Origin of the sequence: Neobacillus drentensis, from assembly GCF_036962125.1 — a bacterium.
Taxonomy (GTDB): Bacteria; Bacillota; Bacilli; order Bacillales; family Cytobacillaceae; genus Neobacillus; species Neobacillus drentensis_B.
The window spans coordinates 99,971-110,119 of the sequence record NZ_JBALOA010000006.1 but is presented as its reverse complement, the minus strand read 5'-3'; the positions used below and the strand labels follow the sequence as shown (position 1 = coordinate 110,119).

Annotated in this window: 3 protein-coding genes; all 3 read right to left on the bottom strand. The window is 41.2% G+C overall.

From position 1 onward, the window contains the following. Window positions 1-299: 299 nt before the first annotated feature. The 3 genes from V7121_RS07475 to V7121_RS07465 all read right to left on the bottom strand — a co-directional run bounded on the left by V7121_RS07475 (window position 300) and on the right by V7121_RS07465 (window position 9,911). Complete coding sequence (locus V7121_RS07475) at window positions 300-1,232, bottom strand: phosphate ABC transporter substrate-binding protein (protein ID WP_335546234.1); 933 nt, start codon at window positions 1,230-1,232, stop codon at window positions 300-302. A 371-nt stretch (window positions 1,233-1,603) separates the two neighbouring features. Continuing rightward, window positions 1,604-6,361, bottom strand: a complete 4,758-nt coding sequence (locus V7121_RS07470; RefSeq protein WP_335546232.1) for a chitobiase/beta-hexosaminidase C-terminal domain-containing protein — start codon at window positions 6,359-6,361, stop codon at window positions 1,604-1,606. A gap of 100 nt (window positions 6,362-6,461) precedes the next feature. Continuing rightward, window positions 6,462-9,911, bottom strand: a complete 3,450-nt coding sequence (locus V7121_RS07465; protein ID WP_335546229.1) for a 5'-nucleotidase C-terminal domain-containing protein — start codon at window positions 9,909-9,911, stop codon at window positions 6,462-6,464. Between the last annotated feature and the right edge of the window lie 238 nt (window positions 9,912-10,149).

Genomic DNA, 10,149 nt, shown 5'->3' with positions numbered 1-10,149 from the left:
CTCTTGGTAAATGAGAGGCGCTCTCTTTTCCCTTTCTCCGAAGATAAACACTCTCTCGGGAAATGAGAGGCTCCTCTATTTCCTGTTTATGAAAAAAGTGTTGATACCTGTGAATTTTTCACACGGTACCAACACCCCGAGCTTCATATTAAAAAAATCTTAAGTTTGGATTGGTAATCTATTATTAAATGAAGTGAACATTACATTGGAGGAATTAATTTGAAACATCATAGAATCAAAAAAGCCTTAATTCCTCACTATAAAGGAATTAAGGCTTTTTAAATATAAAGATATCACTCTTACAGATTCTTTTGATTGCCTTGCGCGTCACGTTCGACTGTCATTTTTGTTACAGGCAAGTATCCTTGTTCTTGTAATAATGTATTCTGAACCGTTTCACTCATTAAATAATCGAAGAATGCTTTAGAAAGCTCATCTGGCTCACCTTTTGTATAGGAATGCTGGTAAGCCCAAACTGGGAATTGACCTGATTGCACATTTTCTGCAGTTGGTTCTACTCCATCAATGGCAAGTGGCGTAACGGAATCGTCAGTGAAGTAAGAGAATGCTAGATAACCAATCGCACCGTCTGTTTCGTTAATAATCTTTTTAACCGTGTTGGATGAATCTTCAGTAATTCCTTCAGCAGGAGTGGCACCATCAAGAGCAAATTTATTGAATACAGCACGAGTGCCTGATGAGTCAGGACGGTTGACAAGCACAATCTTTTGATCAGCTCCGCCAAGTTCTTTCCAGTTAGTGATTTTTCCAGTGAATACTTTAATTAAATCTGCTTTTTTAATATCCTTGATACCTACTTTTGGGTTAACTGCGGCAGTCATACCGACGACAGCTACTTTATGGTCAACTAACTGACCGGCTGGGATGCCTTCTTTTTCTTCAGCAAAAACGTCTGAGTTTCCAATTTGAACAGATCCTTCAGCCACTTGTGATAAGCCTGTACCAGATCCACCCGCATTTACTTGGATATCAACCTTTGGATTTTCAGCCATAAATTCTTCAGCTGCAGCTGCCACTAACGGCTGCATCGCAGAGGAACCAGAAATGCTTAATGTACCGGATAATTCATTTACTTCTTCTGTTTTAGGTGTTTCTTTCTTAGCAGTACCTTCTTTCTTATCTGTAGAAGTGCTTGTGCCCCCACATGCTGCCATGAAAACCATTAATGCTGCTAGCAAGGTAAGTAGGCTTAAGTTTTTCAATCTTTTCATTTTTTTAAATCCCCCTAATAAATTTGATGTTGTTTACAGGTTTAAGAATAATCTTTTTTTGTTAAGGGAGTGTGAATCGATTGTATAGTTTTGTAAAGAATATATGTTTTTTGTAAAGTTGAAATTTTCACACCTCCTCTTAGAATTGACAATAAATTTACAATTGAAAAATACCAACTTAATATTTAATGGTTATGATATGGATAGTAATCATCCATTCCAGAAGGAGTTGGAGCGTTTGTTAGAGATGTTGATTAGACTAGTTATTTTGACTACCTGCTGCACTCTAGTTTGTCCCTAACACCCTTTTTAAGATATGAAAAAAGCACCTGCGATCACAAAATCGCAGGTGCTTTTCCTTGTTATTAGGTTTAAGATGCTGGCCAGATTGAGTCTGCCCACTCTGGGTGATCAATGAATGGATTGCGGTTGCCTTGAATCGATTGAATGACATCATTACGATGTTTTTCAAAGGCATCTGGTGGATCCATTTTGCTCCACTGTAGCAACACTGATTTCTTGCCATGGAATGGGGTCGGATACGTATTTACTTTATCAGCTAGCTCCAAATTGAGCTCTCCGCCATCCCCTTCATAGCGAACATCCATGTACATGAGCATTCTAGCGATATCACCTTTTACCCGATTAGGCGGCTCAAAGGAATCCGCATCGTAGTAACAATCGGCACACTCACCTTGAGACTTGCCGCCGATATCAAAATCCAAATGGCCGCGTGTGCTGTTGACAGAGGCGTCCGTTGGGCGTAAATGGTGGATATCTGTACCTGGTCCTGCAGTTGTGCCAAAGTCACCATGAGATTTGGCCCAGACGTGCTCACGATTCCAGTCATTTACACCAGAACCGAACGTAGTTTTTGCCTGTGAACGGTTAGTGTAAAGAAGGATAACGTTATTAGGATTATTCGGATCTTCATCCGTTTGCTTTAACGCTTCTGTTACTTGTGCATACGATAATTTCGTCGATTGTGTTGATTTTATAATTGTGTGTAACGCAAGCTTTAGGTCAGCCCCTGTTTTTCCAGTTGCCGCCTGATAATATGGTTCCACGTTAGTAGCTGGTACCGCTGTAACGGTTACTGTAAAGGAAGTACTAACGGTCCTTGCTCCGTCATTTGCTGTAACTGTCACAGTGATGGTACCCTCTAAAGGTGTTTGGATCGTTAAATTTGAACCTAGAATCGTGCCTGCTGAAGATGTGTACGTCAATGCATCTCCATCTGGATCGGTAAAATGACCTGTTAAATTAACGGAAACCGGTGTATTTACCTGAACCGTAGTATTTGAGAACGGTACAGCAACAACTGGTGCCTGATTCACTTTTGGCGGAGCAGCAATTGGAGAGGGAAGAACCACTCCATCCACATTCGTGAATTTAATCAGTGATGAATCCACACCAACATTCACTGTCCACTTTTGAACCTGCTCGATTCCTCTAATTTGGCTGATATTTGCATTATCAATAACAACTTCCTTGACCACTGCACCGCCAAAATCAATAACGGCACCTGGTGCGATTGGGCTCAGCGTAATCACTGTGTTCTTTAAGCCTTCGCCAAGCAGCTTCGCGTAAGAACTCTTAATGACAATACCTTCAGTAATTACTGAATCGGCAGATACCGTAATATCGGCAGCTGCATTGTTGACTGTTAACTTCTTCGTTTTGAAGCCGTTTAAGTTATAAACCTTAGTCGATGCTGGTGGTGTAACTGGTGGTAAAACTTCACCGGCAGCTTTTAACTGTGTTTGAATGATTACTGGATCGTGGTCACTTGCACGACCATGTTCTTCCATGAAGATTGAGTTAATGTGTAAAATATCTACAGTTGTATTGGCAACCATATTATTTGTCACTAACACTTGGTCTAATTCTTGCGCATTACCTTGGTAAGAATAATTGTAACGCTCCTCCGCAGGAACTTTATCAACCATATTTGTTAATTCATTTCCTTTGGCGATTTCGAGCGTTTTTGTGAATTCAAAATCATTGAAATCTCCTAGTAAAACAACGTTTGCGTTTGCATCTTTTGCTTTAACATCCTTAACGAAGTTATTAACAATCGCTGCAATCTTATGACGTTGAACTTCACTGCTTAATACTGGCGGTTGAGTTTTACCGAATAATGGTGTATCTCCGCCTTTTGAATTAAAGTGGTTCGCCACAACAATCACAGATTGACCTAGGAAATCAAATTGTGCTGCCAACGGTTTACGGCTTGAGTTAAACGCCGCATTCGTCGGATCAATCCGGCCAGGGTTTAAAGTAAGCTTACCGTTTTCAAAGCCGACAGCTTGGGTTGATGTACCTTTTGGTGCACCTGCAGTTAACGAAACGCGCGCTTTATTATAAAGGAACGCAACACGAATGTTTCCGCCTGGTGCTCCGCCATCTTGATTATTGACTGGGGTAATTTCGGTATAGGCATAGGTTGGTCCGCCTAGTGCAACAACCTTGTCAATAATTTTTTGGGCACTTTGTGTTCCATCGACAATACCTGTGTCGGTTTCCCCATTATTATCTTGGATTTCATTTAAGCCGATAATGTCAGGACTCTTCATTTTATCGACAATCGCATCACCAATTTTTGTTACTTTTGCATCTGGGGTAGCTGTTGAGAAGTTCTCAACGTTATACGTACCAATCGTTAACTTGTCAGCTGCTGGTGTAATTTTTGTAGCAGGACGGACAATTGGTGTTTCTGTTAAGGTTGGAAGACTTGATTCTTGGGCCATTAGTTTATAGTTACTGTAACCGTAGTTGACAACACCTTTAATTGAACCAGTGAAGTAGTCACCCATTTTTGCACGGTAGGCTTTATTAGCGGTTGAACCATTTCTTACATCCACCCCAATTCGATCTGGGTTGGTATCGGTTGCCGTAATACGCAGACCGCCCGGATTTACGTTAGTTGGATAGTTCTTCGGAACAACCCAAACTAATCCGTCTTTTTGGAGCGCAATCACTTTTCCGTCGTCTACTTGGGCATACATCCCTTCAATACTTTCCCAGAAATCAATCGCATCTTCTTCAGGATCAAAGGTTGCAAATTGATCATTGTCAATGATTTCTGTTGGAGCAATTCGGTCAACACCAAGTTTTATTGGCGCAGGAAGAGGAGCCGTACCATTCTTTGTAATCGTTGTTGCTTCAATTTCTGTAATCGTTAAGTCCGTTGTGGTTTTCTCAGCAAATCCTTCACCGTAAAATTCAGTTACTTTCCCTGATACTTTTACGCGGTCACCAATAGAGACACCATGAGCTGATTTGAACACGAGAATTCCATCAGAAGTGCTATTATCGCCGTCACCCACTAGGTCTTGAATGAAGAAGCGGCTTGTTCCATCAATATACGTAACAACACCTTCTACATCCGTAACCGTTTTACCGTTAAATAACGATGTGTGGGTTTTGCCTTGGATATCAAACGTGTGAATCGCACCCGATTGGATGGCATAATCAAACGTAGCCACTGCACTATTTTTGAATCCTGCTTTTACAGCCACGGCTTTAACTGTTGTCGCTTTTGAAATGACGATTGGCTGTGTAAACACTGGGCTGGCAGTAGTTGGCTCACTGCCGTCAAGCGTGTAGTAAATCGTTGCTCCGGCAGTCCCAGTTGCAAGTGTTACAGTTGTTCCAGACGTGACCAATCCGGCACCTGGAGTGGCAACAACTGCTTGAACGATACTAGAATCTAGTAAAATATCGCCTTCGTTCCGTGGAATTAATTGGTAAACCCCATTAAAAGCACTAAGAACGCCGGTAATGGCTTCATAGGTTGTACCAGTTGCAAGCATCGTTGAACTTGGCGGACGAACCTGGAAACTGGTTCCATCTGCATCTGTAACTGTGTAGTTCCCACCAGAGAGGGCACCGACAGTTGCATTTTTGACGGTTACTAGTTTGGCTTCTTTGCTTTCTTCTAACTGAGCAGCTGTTAACACTTCTGCTGCAGGAACAGCTTCTTGCCCAGTTACAATAATATTTTCATGATTGGCTTCGATTTCCAATAAAGTAGAGTATTCTGTTAGTTTACCAGATACAGTGATTTTATCACCTGGTTGGATAACAGTACTATCTGTTGGTGTATAAGCAACAATTCCCGCCGTTGCATCTTGGAAATAAATTGCTCTACCTAGGACAGCTGTAACCACGCCGCTCGCTTGAACGTTGGATTGTAAGGCAGCTGCTCTTACTTCTGCAATTGTGCTTGCTTGTACAACGGTATAAGCAAACGTTGAAACATCGCTGTTTTCTAAATCTGCTTTGACAGCAATGGCTTTAATGGTTGTGTCGGCACTAATATTAATTGGTGCTGTGTATTCAGTGCTTGCTGCGGTTGGTGCCGAACCATCGGTTGTGAAGTAAATTTTTGCATTAGCTGTTGCTGTTGCTAATGATACTTTCGTACCAGATGCAACTGGACCTGCTGCAGGAGAAGCAGTTACGTTGGCAACCTTTGTTTCTACCGGAGTAGATCCGCCATCCATCGTGTGAATGCCAAGGTTTGTAAACACATTAAGACCTAAGCTGTCCCATTCGGTTGCTGGGTCAAAGGCATCACTTGGATTGCTGTCACCAGCAGTAACGGAACTCTTACGGACGATGGTTTGGTCCATTGTTTTGACGGTGGTTCCCCAAGCAGTACCTGGATCGACTCCTACTTGACCGATGACATCAATAATCGTTCCGTTATGTTTTAAAACAACGGCATCGTCACCATTCCAGTTGATAACGGTTTTACCTGCATCTAATAAATTGGCCTTAGCGACGATAGCCGGATCTGCGTCACTACGTGAAATAACAAATGTTGATCCATTGGCAAGGGTGGCAGTCGGGTCAGAGGATAAAGACATTTTAAAAGTGGTAGTGGAAGCACCATTGCTGTAGTGTTCAAGTGAATATTCACTTAATTTGACAGCCGCACCTGTTCCATTATAGAGTTCGAGTGCTTTGTTAAAGCTGGTGCCTTCAATATATTCAGAGATAAAGAGATCAGTGGCGTTAGTAGCAGCAATGGCAGATTTAATATAGTAGTTTGGCAATACCATACTTATTAGCAAAATCGCTACAAGGATAATATTCAACTTCTTTTTATTTTTTCTAGACAAATACTTGCACCTCCTGGTTCGGTTGGGTGAATATTTGGAGCTATGAATTTTTGTTGTAGATTCCTCCAGCAGCTAAGTGCTGGAGGAACCTTCCTGTTAATTAATCTTCAAAAATAGTTTCGCCTTCTACTGTTACGTTTGAAAGCTCAACACCCGTGTTTCCTTTTAATGTTAAGTTGCCTTTTACAGTTGCGTATTCAAGTTTTGCTACACCTGTTACATCGACAACCACGTTACCAAAGTATGTTTTTGGAGCAGCAGCCGTACCGCTAAAAGAAGCTGCAGTTACCACTTGTGGAGCTACATTGATAATCCGTCCTTCAACTTGAGGGTTAACCACTTTGTTTGGCTGGGCCTCAATATAGTCTCTGAACATTTCCCAATCGACAAATCCTGGTTCACTTACACGACCTTCTGCATAAGCTTTGGCAAACATAGTGAATCCGTCGCCACCTTTTGCCGTGAAGATGTTCGTCGCAACAAAGTAGTTTTTAGTCAAGTCTAACGCTGTGTAGCTTCCGTCTTGACCTTTCACTTCAATGGTTTGAACCTTAGATCCAACTGGTTTCGTGCTGTCATACGTGAATTTCAAGCCTGAAACTTGTAAGAATCCGCCAAAGGCAGTTGTTGGTGCATCTTTCACACTGTACTCAAGCGCTTCTTTAATTTCAGCACCTTTTAATTCCATAATTCCTAAAGCATTTCCGAACGGTAATACTTTAAATACATCTGCTAATGTAATGTTTCCAGCAGGAAGAGTAACGCGAACACCGCCGCCATTTTGAAGAGCAATCATCGTATTCGGATTGATTGTTTTTGCTTTGGCAAGCATACCATCTGCTACGAAGTTACCAAGGTTTGTTTCTCCAACACGTGCAGGAGGATTTCCACCTACTAATGGAGCAGCTGCAGTTCCAACTACTGTTGCTTTCTTAGCATCAATGGCTGGCTTGTATTTTGTGTTCAAAATGTTAGCTACAGCTGTATCATCTGCGAAAGTAGCGATATCAAGCAGTTTGCCTGTTGTTTCAGGTACGACTACTTTACCTGAAGCATCAAATGTTACATCTAATGTTCCAAGGTACTTGTTGTATTCATTTGCTTGAACGATCGCTGTTGGCTCATCACCAGTTGTATCAAACACAGGAGCATCAAGCTTCGTATGAGAATGTCCGCCTACGATGACGTCAATACCTTCAACAGCCGCAGCCAATTGCTGGTCATTATCCCATACAAGTGAGTCATCAAAACCGATATGTGTTAAAGCGATAATTTTGTTTACGCCTTGTGCTTTTAAAGCATCTACAGATTTTTGTGCTTCTGCAATATAATCTTCGAATGCTACACCTGCTCCAGGGCTAGAAATTGATGCAGTTTCAGCTGTTGTCAAGCCAAAAATACCGATTTTTTCGCCATTTACAACTTTAATGATTCCATTGTAAATTTCTCCGCCTACAGGAGCAGCTGTTGTTACATCGTTATGGAAACGAGATTTCAAATTCGCATCATTTGTAAAATTAACGTTTGCACTAACAAACGGGAAGTCTGCTTCTTTTACAAAGTTTGCTAACGCTTCAGTGCCCAAGTCGAATTCATGGTTACCAAAAGTCATTACATCATATCCAGCTAATTCCATAAACTCTAAATCTGCTAAACCTTTATACTCATTAAAATATAATGTTCCAGAGAACACATCACCTGCATCAAGTAATAAGGCATCCGGCTTCGCCGCACGAACCGACTTAATCGCCGTCATTTTCTTCGCCACATTATCAATGTTTGCATGTGTATCATTTGTGTGCATTAAGTTCAATGTAAACTTCTTGTTAGCTTGTCCAGCTAACACGTCGATATTTAATTCTGTAATGCCATCAACGGTCAATTCTTTTTTCAATTCATACCATTTGTTTTCTGTACCAAGCCAAATACCTTCTAGTACATAGCTTCCATTAGGTAAGGTTGTGCTGTATTTTCCGTTTGCATCGGTGGTAACGTCATACCATTTCACTTCTCCAGTTGCGGTATGAATACTGAACACAACATTTGGTACTACTTCTGTACCTTTTTTCACGACACCTGTTACGTTTGGAGAAATGACACCCGTTCCATCTTTAAGAACATCAATGTTCAATACGAGTGCACCGGCAACAGTAAAGTCCTTTTTAAGTTCGTACCATTTTTGATCGACACTGTCCCAAACTCCGTCAATGGTGTAAGAACCATCAGCAAGTTTGAAAGCAAATTTTCCATCTTTATCAGTTTTTACATCGACCCATTTCACATCACCAGATGCTGTGTGAATACTGAAAACGGTGTCATTTAATGCTTTAGTTCCTTTTGTCAATGTACCTGTTACATTTAAGACACCTGAGATATCCAGTTGTAATTCTGCGGCACCCTCAAGTTTGCCATCTTTTACGGAGAACGTTTTATTTAATTCATACCATTTTGCGGCTGACGCATCCCAAATCCCATCAACCTGGTAGCTGCCATCAGCTAATTTGAAGTTGAATTTACCATTTTTGTCCGTTTTGGCATCATACCACTTTCCATCTGTACTATGTACACTAAATGGAAGTTGCGCCAACACTTGTGAGCCATTTTTTACAGTACCGGATACATTCCAAGTACCCTCAGCTGGATTTAAGCCATCGAATGCTAATTCATGTAAGCCGTCGACTAACCCATCTTTAATCGTAACGGTTTTGCCAATTGGATACCAATCCGGCGCAACCCATAAACCTTCAATTTTATACGTACCATCTGCTAGATTGTGAGTGAATACTCCATTCGCATCAGAGGTGAAATCATGCCATACACCAGTAGTTGTCTCACGAAGACTGAAAGTGATGTTCGCTAACGCATCATTTCCTAAAGTAATCTTCCCTTGACCAGGTACAGCACCTGGATCTGGTTGTGGAGTGGTTACTACCGCTTCACCTTTGAACTCGATTTCGCCCATACGGCTAGTTCCAGTAGAGGCAAGAGCAGAACCATTTGCAGCTATTTCAGAAGTTTTAATCCATCTAACATAGACAACATCTTTATCATTGGCATCACTAGGCAATGCCACATTTGTTAATACCCCATTAGTCCAGTTCGCTGCAACTGATACGGTTGCACCTGAAACGTCGACCCAATTAGAGTTATCCAAACTATATTGAACCTTAAAATCTCTTGGTCCTGTATTAGAACTATATTGCTTAGATGATAGAGTTATATTTTTGTGGCCCTTAGTGGAAATGCCTACCTTCCAAAATGAAGGATTACTAGTCCAGGGAGTAGCGTTTGGAACTTGCACACCAGTTGTAGGTCCACCCACATAAGTTGTGGAGATTGCCGCACCAGTTGCAGTCAAAGTTTTATCAAGGTTGGAAGCAATACCTGATGTTGCTATTAATTTATTCGTTGCGCTGCTGAAATCCCACTTCGCCAACGATACCGTCTCTGCGGCAGCGCTTACACTGGATGGTAGTACCATCGCTAACAGCAATATAGCTGTAAGTGCCAGGCTAATCCACTTTTTCGACCTGTTTACTAAATTAGTCACAGAAAAAATCCCTCCAATTTCAAGTATGATATTCTGAGTGGTCTTCTAAGCTGCAAAACTTCCAGATTCTCCCTCACTTTCCATTAGGTAATAATTACTACCATTATTGTATAACGTCTGACCACACAATTCTACATATTTCTTGAATACCCATAATATTCTATTAATTTTTAAAAAAGGAACCTCGAAGTTTAGTCAAACTTGTAAAATCACATCATTTATTCCTCCCTAATCGGCC

Bases quoted from the DNA above. Each gene is read 5' to 3' on its own strand.
- V7121_RS07475 (WP_335546234.1), bottom strand. From the start codon at position 1,232: ATGAAAAGATTGAAAAACTTAAGCCTACTTACCTTGCTAGCAGCATTA.